Genomic DNA, 14,464 nt, shown 5'->3' with positions numbered 1-14,464 from the left:
CGTGGGGCGGGCGGGGCGGATGAGGTGAACTCGTGGTCCGCAGCCCTGGTTCCTGTCGTACCTGGTGCTTAGCGTGACCAATCAGCGAGCTCTTCGGCTTGCGCTGACTGCACAGCAACACGGGGGACAGCTTGACCACGGTGCCGGCCGCCACACGAGCAACCGATCCTGTCCTCAAGGACCGGGTCGGGCGTCTCATCCACTTCCTCAAGAACCTGGTGACCGCCCGCGCCGTCCCGGTCCGGCAGGTTGAGGACCACCTCGGGCACCTGTGGCTGGTCGACATCCAGGACCTCGCTGCACTCGAACCCGATGCAGCTCCGGGTGGTGTCCTGCTCCGGCTCCCTCGCGTCTTCCTGGATGCACCGCCCGAACTGCCCGCTGCTCTGCACGGCTGGGTGCGAGTCACCGATCGGGACAACAGCTCGCTGACTGCACCGACGCTGCGGACGTCGGTCACGGAAGCAGAGAACGTCGTCCCGCTCGAAGAGCGACCTGATGTCAGGGCCGCTTACGAGCGCTGGCTCCCCGCATGGCAACAGTGGGCCGAGGCGGACCGTCCGAAGCGGCGGCTCCAGCAGACGTACGACCGCCTGCGAGACATGCGCCAGCGAATGCTCGAGAACCCCGAGACGGTCGAGGCAGTGGTCGCTGGCGGTCTCCTCCAGCTGCCGCAAGACGACGTACGCACTCACGTGCTCACGCATCGGGTCAGCATCGACATCGAGCAGGAGACCGGCGACGTTGTCGTCCTCCTCGATCCCGAGGCGGTCACCGGCCTGGAGGACAACCGCATCCTCTCCGGGCTCGCCTCGTTCGACGACGGCGGCACGGCTGTTCTCCGCAACCGCATCACGGAGCTGGACGTCCGGCCGTCCAGCGGTGATGCGCTGACGTTCCTGAAGGAGTGGGCCGGTCGTGCCCTCCTCCAGCCGGTGGACGTCGGCTCCGAGTGGGTGGTGCCGGCGCCGCGGCAGGTCTCGCTCACCCCGACGCCCGCGATCGTCCTGCGGCAACGCGGCGCGTATGCGCTGCAGGAGTACTACACGAACATCGAGCGCACCCTGTCCGCCGACGGCGAGGCTGTCCCGCTCGGTCTCGCACAGCTGGTCGAGTCCATCGAGGCCGAGGACCGCATCGCGTGGTTGGAGGCAACCGGTGCGACTGCCGGCGTCGATGTGGCCGATGACCCGCTCTTCCCGCTGCCGGCGAACGAGGAGCAGGCCCAGATCATCGGCCGGCTGCGCAACGACACGGGCGTCGTCGTCGAGGGCCCACCTGGCACGGGCAAGACGCACACCATCGCCAATCTGATGTCCGCGCTGCTCGCCCGTGGCCAGCGCGTACTGGTGACCAGCGAGAAGGCCCAGGCGCTCCAGGTCCTCCGGGACAAGCTGCCGCCCGAGATGCAGGAGCTCTGCGTCTCGATCACGGACGCCGGTCGTGGCGGCTCCCTGGAACTGAGCAAGAGCGTCAGCCGACTCGCGGCCGAGCACTCATCGTTCAACCCGCAGAAGTCAGACCGGGCGATCGACGACCTGGCGGGCAAGCTGCACCAAGCACGCCGCAGCCGGGCAGCGATCCTCGAAGACATCCGTGCCCTCCGTGAGGCGGAGACCTACCAGCACCCGGAGATCGCCCCCGGCTACCAGGGGACGCTCGCGCGCATCGCGGAGGCAGTCACCGCGGTCGGGGACCGCTACAGCTGGATGCCGATCCCAGCGCAGGGCGCATTGCCGTTGTCCCGAGCAGAGCTGGACGAGCTGCGCCTGGCGCTGCCAGGCGACACCGAACTCCGCCGTCGCCGGCGGGATCAGGTCATGCCGCCGGCAGCGGCCAGGCCTGACCTGCGCCTGGTCGAGCGTCTGGTCACGGACGTGCGCCGCGGCGATGAAGCACGAACTCGCCAGTCCGGGCCGCTCTCCGAGGTCCTCGGCGAGCTAGACGCACCGACGCTCGCCGCCCTCATCCAGGTCTGCAGCCAGTTGCGCGACGGGTTGGCGGACCTCGCGAGCGGCGCAGACGCATCCTGGGCGATGACGGTCCTCGACGCGGTGCTCCGTGGCGATGATGAGGTCCTGTGGATGCAGGTCGGCAGCGCACGCCAGCTCGTCAACGATGCGCTCACGATGAACAGCGAGATCGGCCATCGCCAAGTCGAGGTGACGATCGAGGCGGCGCCTGTCTCAGCTGCCCAGGCGCTTGGCGCGCTTGCCGACTACCTGCGGTCCGGGGGTGCACTCAAGAGGCTGTTCAAGAGCGACCAGCAGAAGGCCGCGGAGCCCTACCTTGCCGGACTCCGTGTCGACGGGCTCCCGGTCACCAGTGCAGAGCTGTCACACGTGGCTTCGTTGCACTTCCTCGCGCTCGCCCGGCTGCAGGCGTTCGCCGGGCAGGCAGAACTCCTCTCCATCCCCACTGTGACCAGCGGACCGCGCGCTGCGCAGGTCTCGTACGCCAACCGCGTGGTCAAGACCGTCGAAGCCATTGATGCGCTCCGGCGGGCGCGCGACGAACTCGCCGACTTGCTGGCCAACGTCCCCACGATGCCGCGGGTCGACCTCGTGACGACCCAGGGCGTGCGCAGCTTCGTCGACATTGCGACGGTGTTCGCCGATGTCGAGGTGGCGCGGCGGGCGACTGACCAGCTCGAGTCGCTGGCTGCGGCGCTCGAGTCCAGCGTTGAGAAGGGCAAGCGGGCGCCCGAGATGACCGCAGTGGTCTCGGCGCTCCGCGACGCTGATGCCAGCGCCTACGCCGCCGGGTCGGATGCGCTCGACACTGCTGGTCGTGAGCAGCGAGCCCAGTCGCGGTGCGACGAGCTCTCACAGCGCCTGGACGCTGGTGCACCGGCACTGCTCAGCCAGCTCCGCGAAACGGCCGTCGAACCGATCTGGGAACAGCGTCTCCCTGACGCCGAACGGGCGTGGGACTGGGCTCGTGCGGCGACTTTCGTCCGCGAGCGGACAGCGCCTGGGCGCGAAGCTGTTCTGGACCGCGACCTGGCGAGCATCGATCGGGATCTCGCCAAGCTCACGGCTCAGCTCGCAGCTGCACAGGCGTGGAAGTCGTGTCTGCAGCGGATGACCGCTGGGCAGGTCACCGCACTGCAGGCCTACCGCGACAACATGGCAAACGTCGGCAAGGGCACTGGCAAGTACGCCCAGCGCTACCGCCTGGCGGCGCGCGAGGCCATGACAGCAGCCCAAGGGGCGGTGCCGGCGTGGGTCATGCCGCTGCAGGAAGTCCTCGCCTCCATCCCGCCCCACCAGAACGCGTTCGACGTGGTCATCGTCGATGAGGCCAGCCAGGTCGGGATCGAGAACCTCTTCCTGTTGTGGTTGGCCCCGCGAGTGATCGTCGTGGGCGATGACAAGCAGTGCACCCCATCCGAGGTCAAGCATGGCGCCCTGGACAAGATCTTCGACCGGCTCGACACGCTCCTGCACGACATGCCCAGTTACATGCGGGCCACGTTGACCCCACGGTCCAGCGTCTTCTCGACCATGCGTACGCGCTTCGGTCAGGTGATCCGGCTGCGCGAGCACTTCCGGTGCATGCCGGAGATCATCACGTGGTCTTCGCAGATGTTCTATCGGGACGCCCCGCTGATCCCGGTGCGTCAGCACGGTGCTGACAGGCTTCCGCCATTGAAGACGACGTACGTGCCGGCGGCTTACACCGAGGGGCAGAACGCTCAGCTTCGCAACGTCGTCGAGGCCGAGGCGATCGTCGACGACTTGGTGCGGTGTCTGCAGGATCCGGCGTACGACGGCAAGTCATTCGGCGTCGTCGTCCTCCAAGGGCGGGCCCAAGTCGACATCATCAAGGATGCACTGTTCCGCCGCGTCGACACGGAGGAATGGGAGCGCCGCCGAATCCGAGTCGGCACTCCGCCGGACTTCCAAGGCGATGAACGCGACGTCATCCTGCTGAGCTTGGTGACGGCTCCTGATCACAAGCGCGCTTCGCTCACGGGAACGGATGCAGCGCGCGCCTACAACGTGGCCGCCTCGCGGGCTCGCGACCAACTCTGGCTATTCCACTCGGTCACGAGCGACCAACTGCGCCCCGCCGACTTGCGTGCTCAGCTGCTCACCTACATGACGGCGATGCCCGTCGCTCCGGCCGCCGCGATGCCTGACGACGTCAGGGACGATGAGCGGCATTCGGCTTTCGACAGCCTGTTCGAGCAGCGGGTGTTCCGGCGGATCCGGCAGCGTGGCTACCACGTCACCCCGCAGGTCGAGGTCAACGGCCGGCGGATCGACCTGGTCGTGACCGGTTCGCAGGGCAAGCTGGCGGTCGAGTGTGATGGCGATGCCTGGCACAGCTCGCCCGAGCAAGTCGCTAACGACTTCGCTCGCGAGTTGGAGCTCCGCCGCTGTGGGTGGGAGTTCTGGCGTGTTCGGGAGTCGCGGTACTACCTCGACCCCGACGCTGCGCTGGCCGACCTCTGGCTGGCCCTGGACAAGCGGGGGATCGGGCCGGTGCGCATCGACGCTGCCGATGACCGCGGTGACTGGGTGCCCGGTGAGCTGTCGGACGAGGAGGAAGGCGACGAGCTTGCACTGGAAGCCCCCTCGGTCCTGATGGCCGGGGCACCTGTCTCGGTCGCCATCGCCCCTGTGGAGGCGCAGGTGCCCCTCACGTCAGTTTCCAAGGTGACGGAGCTACAGCCCGTCGTCCCGACGCCAACGCCGGCGTCCGCGGAAACGAACGTCATTGCGCCCCAGCCGCGTCAGGCCGCTGCTGCGACGGAGCGGCGATCTGTGCACGGGCCAGATGAGGAGAAGCAGCTCGTGTTGGAGCTGGCCGCGGACGGCATGGTGACCACTGAGATCGTGCGGCGCTTCCTCCAGGTGGAGGCAGTCGCCGCGCGTCGACTGCTCAACGCCCTGGTCGACGACGGGCTCTTGGAGCGGCGGGGGCAGACAAAGGGCACTCACTATGTCCTCGTCGAGTCGCAAGACACGACTCACCCCATGCGCGGTGCAGGCGGAACGAGTGCGTCGGCTACCGCTCGCGGTCTGAGCCACGGTGACGCTCTCGCCCATACGACCCGAGCCGAGCCGCAGGCGAGCACAGTTTCGGGGTCAGACATGGAGCGGGTCTTCGACGAGCGGGTTCGAGGGGACGTCGAGGCGCTCGGAGACCTGATCAGCGAGTGGTACGTGAGCAAGATGGAGGAGCTGGGCTGTGTCGAGTTCGCGCGGGCGCTGCTGGCCCGCGATGAGCCGCTTCGTCTGCTCAAGAGGCTCCAGCGGCAGGAGCTCCTGCACCACAGCATCGAAGCCGCAGTGCTGGACTCAGCGGTGGCGCCACTGTTCACCGATCAGGAGTTGCGCACAGCACGCGCCCGCCTGTCCGAGCTGGGCTACTCGGGGCGCAGTGCATGACGACGTGGCTCGTGCCGCTGCTCACCGCATTGGTAGGTGTGCTGGGCACAGTGGTCGTCACGCTCATCACGCAACGAGGTCAGCGATCCCGAGACACAGACGCAGCGCGAAGGGACACGCAGAACAAGACGCAGGCCTTGCTCGATCGCTACCAGGAACCGCTCGTCCGGGCGGCGTACGACCTCCAGTCTCGGCTGTTCAACATCATCGAACAGGGCTTCTTGGCGTCAGGCCGTGACGGCGTCAGCGGCCCTGACTACAAGGCACTGAGCACGGCATGGCTGTTCGGTCAGTACTTCGGCTGGGTGGAGATCACCAGGCGTGAGGCGCAGTTCCTCCCCATCCCTTCACGCGACGACGAGGAATCCGTCCAGGGGCGGATCGACCAAGTCGCCTCGGTCTGTGCCAGTGACAAGCGACCGCTGGGCGATGCCTTCCGCGTGTTTCGCTCTGAGCAGCGGGCGTTGGGCGAACTCATGGTCGTCACGGGCCGCGGCAGCACGGGTGACGAGCGCTCGGACTGCCTGGGTTATGCGCGCTTCGTCGAGCTGCTGGCAGACCCGGCCACTCCGCTCAGTCAGTGGTTCTCGCCGCTGGTCGAGGACGTACGTGCTCTCGGGGGAGATGCGACTCGAGCTCCACGCCTGTTGGAGCTGCAGCGGAGCCTGATCGGGGTGGTCGCCGCGATCGATCCGCACGGGGTTCGTTACCCGAAGAACCGCGATCCGTTGCCCACACCATCCGGATGATCCAGCGCTCGCCTGTTCGACGTCCAACTCTTGGGCCTGCCGCCCGACGGGCGCCTGAGTGACGGCCGTGAAGTGTCCCAGTGCCAGGAGATGCCCGTCGGCATGAACACTCCAGTGCCGACGCAGGGTCCGCTGGGTTCGTGGTCAGCAGCTGATCTATTCCTTACCGGGAGCTGCCGCCAATCCTTGGGGAAGAGCGAGTCGCTGAGCGATTGGTTCTGGTCGACTTCGTTGCGCTGACGCTCGTCAGTCGTGCTCACACCACGGCGGCGTCGTCAGCCAGTGGGCGCTGCTGGAGCTGGAGCCAGGACCGGAAGTCGGCGACCGGCATCGGATGGGCGATGCACCAGCCTTGGATGGCGTCGCAGCCGAGCTCGGCCAGCGTGGTCGCCGTCGCGGTTTCCTCCACTCCCTCAGCCACCACGTCGAGCCCGAGGTCGTGTGTCAGGGCGACGGTGTGCCGCACGACCGCTGCGGCCCGGGCGTCGCTCGTCACGGCCGCGGTGAGGCTGCGGTCCAGCTTGATCTCGTCGGCGGCGAGGTGCCGCAGGTGGGCCAGTGAGCTCTGGCCGGTGCCGTAGTCGTCGATCGACGTCCGCACGCCGAGGCCCCGGAGGCCGGCCAGCACCGTCCGCCCTCGCTCGGGGGCGGACATCAGCGTGTCCTCGACCAGCTCCAAGGTCAGCGCGGCCGGCGGCAACCCGTGCCTGTCCAGCAGCTCCGCCACCTTGGCCGGCAGGTCGAGGTCGGTGACGTTGGCCGCGGACAGGTTCACGGCGACCGGCACCGGGGTGTCGGCCCACCAACCCGAGGCCGCGGCGAGAGCGAGGTCGAGCACCGTGTCCGTCAGCGGTCGCAGCAGGCCCGCCTGCTCGGCGGCCGGCAGCAGGTCGGCCGGTGCCAGCAGTCCGCGGACCGGGTGGCGCCACCGGACCAGCGCCTCCGCGCCCATGACCGCACCGCCGGCGGCAGCGACCTGCGGCTGCAGGTACACCTCCAGCTCGCCGCGGGCCAGACCGGCGCGCAGCTCCTCGATGGTCTGCAGCCGGTCGCCGGTACCGCTCCCGGGCTCCGGCGCGTACACCCGGACGCCGTCCCGGTGCGACTTCGCCGTGTACATCGCGACGTCGGCGTGGTGCATGAGCTGCTGGAGGTCGGTGGCGGGCACCGGGGCAGCGGCGACGCCGATGCTGACTCCCACGTGCAGCCGCACGTCGGCGACGGGGAACGGCTCGAGCAGTCGCTCGCGCAACCGGTGAGCGGTCTCGGCGGCCTCGGTGAGCCCGGTGCCCGGGAGCAGGACCGCGAACTCGTCGCCACCGAGTCGCACCAGCAGGTCGCCCGGGCGCAGGACGGCGGCCAGCCGCGGGCCGACCTGGCGCAGCAGCGCGTCCCCCGCGTGGTGGCCCAGGGTGTCGTTGACCTCCTTGAACCCGTCCAAGTCGAGCAGCAGCAGCGCCAGCGGATGCCGCGCCGACGCCTCGGCCACCAGGCGCGCGCCGTCGACCATGAGCGCCCGGCGGTTGGCCAGCCCGGTCAGCTCGTCGGTGCTCGCGAGCGTGCGGGCGGTGTGCAGGTCATGGACGTCGTGCAGGGTGAGCGCGGACCGGAGGACCGACGCGGCGATGCAGCCCAGTGCGCACCACCGGGCGAACCCCGGCGCGCTGGTGCCGGAGAGCAGCACGGGCCACGGCGACCAGGAAGACGACGTCCACCGGCCCGCCGGACTCGAAGCTGCCGTCGTCGGAGTGCTCGAGGTAGACCAGGTCGCCCAGCAGATTGATGGCGATGCCGGCGGCCAGCAGCAGGACGGCGGGATCGCGCTGGAGCCCGAGGATCCCGCCCACCACGCCGAGCACGACCAGCAGCAGGACGCCGCTCGCCGGATAGGCCAGGGTGACGGCGGCGACCCACAGATCGGCGGGGATCGCGCCCAGCGCCGGCAGCACGACCGCGCTGGCCGCCCCCGCCGCGCCGAGCGCCCCGATCAGCCCGTCGAGCCAGACGCTGGCCGAGGTGCGCGGTGCCCGGGCCCGGAGCAGGGCGAGGAGCCCCACCCCGATCACCAGCAGGGCCAGGAGGTTGAGCGCGTCGCCGGCCGAGGGGAACGCCCGGGTCGTGGATCCCAGCAGCGCCACGGTGTCCCAGGTGGCGGCCACGCTCGCCAGCGCCAGGCCGCTGCCCACCGCGAGCCACGCCGTCCGTTCGGCCCGGCTCCGGCGCACGCTCTCGAGGCAGATCAGGGCCCCGAGCAGGTAGACCGCGTTGTACGGCACCACCACCAGGAGCAGCGCCGCCAGCGGCCCGTCGTGCTGCGTCGCCGTTCCGGCTGCGAACACCACCACGAGGCACAGCAGGGCGACGAGGTAGGCCCGTGATCGCACGCGGCCTCGCTCGCAGGTGTCCGGTCGGCGGGTCACGCCAGGTCTATCGGCCCAAGATCGTTTGGAAGGTACCGGGCCCTCGGCGGCTCATCCGGACGGGTGACGACGCAGCATCTCGTCGGTGGGTGCTGCTCTACTCCGCACCCGGTCGTCGGACGGACGGACGGCCAGGACACGGGGAGGGCGCATGAGCGAGCCGGTTGGTGTGCAGGTCGGGAAGTCGTGCCCGTCGTGTGGGCGGGAGGACTCCGTCCCGCTGGTCTGGGGGCTGCCCGGCCCCGGGGACTTCGAGCTCGCCGAACAAGGGCTCATCGCGCTGGGTGGCTGCATGCTCGGGCCGGACGAGCCGGTGCTGACCTGCCGCAGCTGTGGACTGAACTGGGGGCACGACGAGCCCTCAGTCGAGGACGAGGACGTCCTCGACTGACCGCCGTGGGCCTCTCGCCTGGACGCGCCCGGCGGTGGCGGTCGGGTGGCGCCCGCAGGCGGTGCCATGCTGCGTGCTGCAACCAACGAGGATCACGGGGAGTCATGCAGGTGACCGGAGTACAGGAGTGACGGCGCGGCGGTTCCCGAAGAACCCGTCGTTCGCCTCGTACGCCGAGCAGTTGTTCGCCGCCGCGCTGCTCGACCACCTGCCCGATGACGCCGTCGTCTTCTGCGGCCAGCGGTTCAGCGACCGCCGGGAAGACCGCGAGGCCGACCTCATCGTCGCCTGGCCCGGCGTCGGCATCGCCGTCGTCGAGGTCAAGGGCGGCAGCGTGTCCCTGCAGCACGGTGAGTGGCGGCAGTCCGGGCGCACCCGCGACAAGGTGATCCACCCGGTCGACCAGGCCCGGATCTGCAAGTACCTGCTGCGCGACTACCTCGACGAGCACCCGCGCTGGTCGGCCGGCAACGCCAGGCTCGGGCACCTCGTCGCGCTGCCGACCACCACCCTGCCGGACGACTTCCGCGCGCCGGACCTGCCACGGTGGATGGTCGTCGATCAGACCGACCTGCCCCATGCGGCGAGCCGCATCGAAACGGCGCTGCGCAAGCTGGTCGACGTCCCCGAGCCGCCCACGCACGCCGACGTCGACGCGCTGGTCGACTGCCTGGCCGGTGCGGCCATCCCGCAGCGGGACCTGGTCGCCGACCTCGCCGAACGGGAGGCTGCCTGCGACCTGTTGACCCGGGAGCAGGCCGACGTCCTCGACCGGCTGGCGCTGCTCGACCGGGTGGAGATCCGTGGCGGCGCGGGCTCGGGCAAGACCTGGCTGGCCATCGAGAAGGCCCGCCGGCTGGCGAACGAGGGCAAGCGGGTCGCGCTCATGTGCTACTCGCGCGGCCTGGCCGAGTACCTCACCCGCCGGACCCATCAGCTGCGGCGGCGGGAGCGGCCGGCGTACGTCGGCACCTTCCACAACCTCGGCATCGGCTGGGGGGTGCCGGTGGGTTCGGACGACGACAGCGGCTACTGGGAGGAGCTGCTGCCCGACCGCATGGTCGCGCTCGCCGGCGACCTGCCGGTGGGGGAGCGGTTCGACGCGATCGTCATCGACGAGGCGCAGGACTTCGCGCAGAGCTGGTGGGCGGCCGTCCTTGCCGCACTGAAGAACCCCGATGAGGGCTGCCTGTACGTGTTCGCCGACGAGGGGCAGCGGGTGTTCGCCCGGCAGGGCCGGCCGACGGTCGACCTGGTGCCGATCCCGCTGACGGAGAACCTGCGCAACACCAAGCAGATCGCCGGCACCTTCTCCAGCCTGGCGCCGGCGCAAATGCGCAGTCGCGGGCAGCAGGGCGTGCCGGTGCGGTTCATCCAGTGCGCCAGCGAGGACGCCGTCGGGGTCGCCGACGACGCCGCTGACGCGCTGCTCGACGAGGGGTGGCCCCCGCAGTCGGTGGCGCTGCTGACCACCTACAGCCGGCACCCGGTGCAGGTGGAGCGGCAGGCGGAGGGGCAGGACGCCTACTGGGCGAGCTACTGGGACGACGAGGACCTCTTCTACGGGCACGTTCTCGGCTTCAAGGGGCTGGAGCGGCCGGCCGTGGTGCTCGCCGTCAACGGGTTCCGGCTCGAGGAGCGGGCGCGGGAGATGTTGTACGTCGGACTATCCCGGGCGCGCGACCTGCTGGTCGTCTGCGGCGACCTGGAGCTGATCGGCCGGGTCGGTGGCGAGGCCGTCGTCCGCCGGCTGGCCGGGGGGCCCCGATGAGAACCGACGTCGACGCCCTGCCCGTTCCCGAGTGGCTGCGCGAGCAGGTCCTGGCGTCCTCGCGTGATCAGCTGCTCCAGCAAGGCTTCGACGTCGGTCGCGCGTGGTGGCACGCCCGGCTGGACAGCTGCGGGATGTCGGCGGACCTGTTCGCCGACGACAAGCTGTCCCGCCGCGACCTGTTCCTGCTGGGTGAGGAGTCGGTCACTTCCCCGCTGGCGGCCCGTCGACTGTTGTGGGCCAGCTGCGCCTGGGGCACCGGACCGAGCCAGCGCGGGAACGGTCGGCGCATCGCCGGGGTGGCCCGCGACCCCGACAAGCTGGGCCAGTTGCTGGCGGATGCCGCAGCCCTTGCGCGCCGCGATCCGTCGGCGGGGTACTCGCTGCTGCATCCGAAGGGGAACGCCATCGCTGGCTTAGGACCGGCCTTCTCGACAAAGTACTTGTACTTCGCCGGCGGCGGCGCGGCCGACCACGGATGTCTCATCCTCGATGCGCGCGTGGCGCGCCGACTGCATCGGACCTGTGGCTGGACGTCGCTCAACGGGATCACGGGCTGGCCGGCCGCGACGTACGACAGGTACATTCGCCTGCTCGGTCGCTGGGCGGCTGAACTCAGCTCTGACGACCGCCGGGTGGCTCCGGATGAGATCGAGCTGCGCCTGTTCGTGCCGCCACGCGATGACGGCGTCGGCTGAGAGCAGTGACACTGCCCCGGGGCAGGCTGCTGTGGCCCTCCCATTGAAGGAGCTGATCGCCGCTGTCGGAGGCCTCGTGACCGGCGACGCCCCCTGGCAGGTCGAGCTACAACTGCGACTTGCTCGATGGCGAGACCGCCTCGGCTGCCTGCGGGTAGCGCGGGCGGATGACCGCTGGGCTCTCCACCTGCCAGCGCTTCTGCTGAGCTGCCGCGGGCGTTGGGTCAGCCAGCGAGCGGGAGACCTTGGAACACCTGGTAGCGGTGCCAGCCCACGTGGTCCAGCGCCGGTGGCTCAGTGCCGGGACGTGGGGTCAGTCGGCGGCCGTGCAGGGCGTAGACGGTCCGGCCGGACGTCGTCCGAGCCGTGAACCGCTGGGACACGATGACCGCCAAGTCGTCGTCCAGGCCGAGCACGCCGCGATCGAATAGCTTGTGGTGCAGCGCGCAGAGCGCAAGGCCGTTGTCCAGGTCATCCGGTCCGTCAAGGGCGAACCACCGCACGTGGGCCGCCTCAACGCCGATCGCCATGCCTCCGGCCCGGCCGTCGAAGCCGCAGAACGCACACTGCTCATCCCACGCCTGCAGCACGGCCATGCGCCAGGTCTGGCTCCGCTTCCTTGCGCCCGGGGAGGCGGCCCCGCTTTGCGAGACCTCCGGGTCGAAGCCCACGGCGACCAGGACGTCGGCGGCCACGGTCGGTGGGAAGTGGCTGTCGACGAGCGTTCGAGCCACGGCTTGGACCAGTATCGGATCCGTGGCCAGGCGCTCCTCCAGCGCCGCCTCGAAGCGACCGGTCACCCCGGCGCGGAGCGGGCTCACCTTGTCGTCGTCCACCTCGCGGTCCAGCACCCAGATGTTGTCTGCCCGCAGCCGGGTGAACGGGTACGCGGCGCTCTGCGCGCGGCCGGTGTGAGACGCCGGACCGAACTCGGCGATGAGGTCAGCGAGCCTCTCTTCAGCCACAGACCACGGCACGTCGCTCCGACCCGTCGCGGCCAACCGCCCCAAGGCGAGCAGCGCCAGCAACGGCTTGTGCGGCGACCGTTGACCGTTCCGCTGATGCTGCCGCAACGAGGAGAAGGCGGCCAACACGTCCGCAGCGCCACCGGCTCCGGCCATCTTCGTCACTCGGCCGCCGGGCCCTGGGTGAGCCGCTGGGCCGCGGCGACGACGGCCGACCGCCTGGCCGGGTCGAGCAGGATCGACAGCGGGGTACCAGGGCGCTTGCGGAAGTCGGCTGCCCTGATGACCTCGGCCCGTAGTTGGGCTTCCGCCGCCAGCAGGTCGCTCAGGAACGTCTCCTGCGCAGGCCGACCCGCCTGGGACACCCACTCGAAGTTGCACGCCAGCGACTGGTCGCTGCAGTAGACGCTGAACGGGACGATGTCGACGCCGTCGACGGTTGCGCCCCAGATCGAGTAGCTGGGAGCTGACCCGGAACCCCCGCCCTGCACCCGAAACCCGACCTCGGCCAGCTCCCGCTCGAACGCGGTCAACGCCTCCGCGAGCTCGGCATGGCCGTTGTCGCGGAGGTAGGGGGCGACGTCACCGTGCGTCCAGCGCGGAGTGGCACCAGTCCGCTTGGCGTTCTTCTCGTCCGCGGACTCGGCGCCGTACACGGTGGGGATGAGGATCTCGGTCGAGCCGTGCACAGCTCGCCGCAGTTCGATGGCCAGCAGCCGCATCCCGGCGGAGGTGTGCGCGTTGAGGTAGCGGACGATGCGGCGTAGGTCCTCGTTGATCGCGTCGACGGCGAGCACGAGCGTGAACACGCCGTCCGAGAGGTTCGCCTCCAGCGCCTGGCGTGCGTCGTCGGGTCGGCCGTCGAAAAGGTTATCGAGGGACGGCCCTCTCTGCCGCTGCCACTGCTCCGTGAAGTCGACCGGCGTGAGCTCGGCAAGGCGGGCCGCGTAGTCGAATACCTGGCCGATGATCGTCCGGCGGATGTCTGCGTTGCTGGCGAGCTTGCACTCGACGACGGTGATCGAGCCGTCGGCGTCGACGATCACCAGGTCAGCCGGGCCCACACCGGTGCTGAACTCCCGCACGGCGACGGCGGCCTGGCTGACGCCCTCAATGAGACTCGGCTGGAGGTGCAGCAACTGCTGGAGCTCCGCCTCTTTCTCGTAGCCGCAACTGGTCGGCGCGGACCACGCGCCGCCCTCGTGACGGACCAGGACATCGACGTTCCCCCGTGGCGATGACACGGCCGGACTCTCGCACAGCAGCGAGGGAGGCTTCGGGCGAGCGGCCGATTCACGCGTGTCGTCCGGGCTGGGGCATTCGTGCTCACCGGTCCGCTGACGTCCGAGTCGGCGTGCCCGTCGAGGCAGTCATGCGCGGGAGGTTTGATGCGTGCGCTGTCCGTGAGGGCGACACCGCTGCGCTCGCTCTGGACGACTGTTCCGCATGGCAACGTGCAGTGGGTGGCCAAACACGGGGAGAGCCCGATGCATCGGAGGAACGACCTGCGGTCCGCTACGGCCGAGGCGGTGGCGGCATGCGCATCGCGGTGGTCGATCTGAGACCACCGGCGTCCTGCCCGGTCTCTCCGCCGGCAGCAAGATCGGATTCACCGGCGAGACGTCTTGGCCGCGGTCGGACTTCGAGGACGCCGCCCGTGTTGTGGGGCTGCAGCCGATGAACTCGGTCTCGGGGAAGACCAACGTGCTGGTCAGTGCCGACCCGGACTCACCGCGGGGCAAGGCGCGGAAGCCCACGCCCTGGGTGTCCGGGTCATCGGCGAGGCCGTCTCTGGGAGTCCCTGCCGCTGGTCTCCGCGTGACCTCGTCGTGGCGGATGCGACAGATGTTGCCGAAGGAGACGGCTCGGGTGAGCCGTTGCAGTCGGAGTCTCTCGGTGGTCAAGAGCTGACCTACCTTCGCCGAGTGGAACCCACGTCCGTCCTTCCCGCCGCCATGTCCCGCTAGGTCCACGGGGTCGGTCATGCGCCCTGTCTACCGGCCGGCAGCGACAGGCCGAGCCGTGTCGGTGGCAGGTGGGACGGATGGTGCGCGGGCGGACGGGATGGGCC

9 protein-coding genes are annotated in these 14,464 nt (G+C 69.9%); 5 read left to right on the top strand and 4 right to left on the bottom strand.

The window, feature by feature from the left end; translation table 11 throughout:
* The first annotated feature begins 140 nt into the window (after window positions 1-140).
* Together ACI79U_RS11910 and ACI79U_RS11905 are read left to right on the top strand one after the other, a co-directional pair.
* Entirely contained in the window at window positions 141-5,399 is a 5,259-nt protein-coding gene (locus tag ACI79U_RS11910) for an AAA domain-containing protein (RefSeq protein ID WP_457068060.1), read from the top strand.
* A gap of 11 nt (window positions 5,400-5,410) precedes the next feature.
* A complete protein-coding gene (locus tag ACI79U_RS11905; protein ID WP_457072798.1) occupies window positions 5,411-6,148 on the top strand; it encodes a hypothetical protein in 738 nt (245 codons plus the stop codon).
* Window positions 6,149-6,404: 256 nt separating this feature from the next.
* Here the strand turns inward: ACI79U_RS11905 and ACI79U_RS11900 are convergent, their stop codons facing one another.
* Both ACI79U_RS11900 and ACI79U_RS11895 read right to left on the bottom strand, forming a co-directional pair.
* Window positions 6,405-7,832, bottom strand: coding sequence for a putative bifunctional diguanylate cyclase/phosphodiesterase (locus ACI79U_RS11900; RefSeq protein ID WP_457067963.1), 1,428 nt, complete (start codon window positions 7,830-7,832; stop codon window positions 6,405-6,407).
* On the bottom strand, window positions 7,726-8,532 hold the full coding sequence (locus tag ACI79U_RS11895; RefSeq protein WP_457067965.1) for a hypothetical protein: 807 nt from the start codon (window positions 8,530-8,532) through the stop codon (window positions 7,726-7,728). The genes ACI79U_RS11900 and ACI79U_RS11895 overlap by 107 nt, the downstream gene beginning before the upstream one ends.
* Before the next feature lie 187 nt (window positions 8,533-8,719).
* Here ACI79U_RS11895 and ACI79U_RS11890 point away from each other — a divergent pair, with 187 nt between their 5' ends.
* The 3 genes from ACI79U_RS11890 to ACI79U_RS11880 all read left to right on the top strand — a co-directional run bounded on the left by ACI79U_RS11890 (window position 8,720) and on the right by ACI79U_RS11880 (window position 11,428).
* Entirely contained in the window at window positions 8,720-8,959 is a 240-nt protein-coding gene (locus ACI79U_RS11890; protein WP_457067968.1) for a hypothetical protein, read from the top strand.
* Between the two features lie 127 nt (window positions 8,960-9,086).
* Window positions 9,087-10,730 (top strand): NERD domain-containing protein, encoded by a 1,644-nt coding sequence (locus ACI79U_RS11885; RefSeq protein WP_457067971.1) that lies wholly within the window; start codon window positions 9,087-9,089, stop codon window positions 10,728-10,730.
* Window positions 10,727-11,428, top strand: a complete 702-nt coding sequence (locus ACI79U_RS11880) for an 8-oxoguanine DNA glycosylase OGG fold protein (RefSeq protein WP_457067973.1) — start codon at window positions 10,727-10,729, stop codon at window positions 11,426-11,428. Before ACI79U_RS11885 ends, ACI79U_RS11880 begins: the two co-directional genes overlap by 4 nt.
* 224 nt (window positions 11,429-11,652) lie before the next feature.
* Here the strand turns inward: ACI79U_RS11880 and ACI79U_RS11875 are convergent, their stop codons facing one another.
* Complete coding sequence (locus tag ACI79U_RS11875; protein WP_457068062.1) at window positions 11,653-12,549, bottom strand: phosphorothioated DNA-binding restriction endonuclease; 897 nt, start codon at window positions 12,547-12,549, stop codon at window positions 11,653-11,655.
* 5 nt (window positions 12,550-12,554) lie between these two features.
* The gene (locus ACI79U_RS11870) at window positions 12,555-13,637 is read right to left on the bottom strand and encodes a hypothetical protein (protein WP_457067976.1); all 1,083 of its coding nucleotides are present in this window, start codon (window positions 13,635-13,637) and stop codon (window positions 12,555-12,557) included.
* Between the last annotated feature and the right edge of the window lie 827 nt (window positions 13,638-14,464).

The organism is Modestobacter sp. SYSU DS0904 (assembly GCF_054051115.1).
The sequence above is the reverse complement of the archived record's forward strand: the minus strand, read 5'-3'. Positions and strand labels throughout refer to the sequence as shown.

What these genes read in the sequence shown, in the direction of transcription:
- ACI79U_RS11875 (WP_457068062.1), bottom strand. Translation starts at nt 12,549, where the DNA reads ATGGCCGGAGCCGGTGGCGCTGCGGACGTGTTGGCCGCCTTCTCCTCG.
- ACI79U_RS11890 (WP_457067968.1), top strand. Translation starts at nt 8,720, where the DNA reads ATGAGCGAGCCGGTTGGTGTGCAGGTCGGGAAGTCGTGCCCGTCGTGT.
- ACI79U_RS11880 (WP_457067973.1), top strand. Translation starts at nt 10,727, where the DNA reads ATGAGAACCGACGTCGACGCCCTGCCCGTTCCCGAGTGGCTGCGCGAG.